Annotated in this window: 1 protein-coding gene; it reads right to left on the bottom strand. The window is 53.8% G+C overall.

What is annotated here, in order from left to right; genetic code table 11:
• Nucleotides 1-152: 152 nt before the first annotated feature.
• Nucleotides 153-866 (bottom strand): hypothetical protein, encoded by a 714-nt coding sequence (locus E1297_RS01515; protein ID WP_155133011.1) that lies wholly within the window; start codon nt 864-866, stop codon nt 153-155.
• Nucleotides 867-1,073: the final 207 nt, after the last annotated feature.

Here is a 1,073-nt window from a genome sequence, read left to right as displayed (position 1 = left end):
CCGTACACACAAAAGACGCTTGGTTCTTGCAACTCCTGCGATCCGCGCTTCTACATGCGGTATTTATCTGTTTGTGCCCTCATTACAGTTTTGTCAAGTAGAGGAGCGCGCTCTCCTCCCCAAGCTGAAGGACGGGGACTCCAGTGAACAGTTCAGACAAAATAGTTCGCCGCCTCAAGCGGAGAGTTATCCAGAAGCCGGAGACGATCGGCGATCAGATCCTTGATGCCGAATTGCCTAGAGAGCTTCCGCAGCTCCTTCCGATCGACGTCGGTCATCGTCCCGTAAAATCGCATGAACGCATCGAGTTCGGTCTCCGCATCTACAAGGACGTGACCACCGCGAACCGTGCCGTGACCTGCGTACCGCACCAGATCGACGAGGGTTCTCGCTTTGGAGGTGATATTCACTTCCACTCCCTGGATCAAATACGTCTCGACACCGACAGTGAGAGCGTCGTTGTTGCGCATGCGATGGGTTACGATCGAGAGACCATTCAAGGTCTCAGACTTGATCGGGCTGTTCGACGCCGGAAGCGCCACACTCACGTGACCCGTCATGTTCTGCGTCATTCCGTGAAACGCCGCTGCGGTATCGAGAACGAAGACCGCGTTCGGGCGCAACTTAGTGATGGTCGCAAGTTGATCCCAGTGATCATTCTCATCGCCCAGCGCCTCGGAGGGCAGAGCATAAATACCCCGCGCCGGATTCTCCACAAGCTGCGCGGCCAGTAGGCGGCGCATGACGAAGCTCGGCACGCCGATCTCGGACGACCTCATCGGCCGCCCAGCACGAGCCAAGCGTTGCATCGCCTTCAGCCCCTTCGGGGACCTGACGTTTCCGGTATTGTAGATGCGATTTTTCACGCGCGTTAACTCCTTACATGTTTAATATATAGCAAAAGGCTATTCTGTCAAGATTCGCAATAAATGACGTTCGTAAGCAATTTTCGTGCGTGATTTATTGCAATTATACGCGCATGAAAATTTTTAACGTGCACCAAATATTGCACATCGGAAGGAATGAGTTCTCTCGTTCACGTTTGACCCAGAAGCGCGGCAAACCCCTTCCTT

Source organism: Roseibium sp. RKSG952, from assembly GCF_009711355.1.
This window is presented reverse-complemented; position numbering and strand designations above follow the sequence as displayed.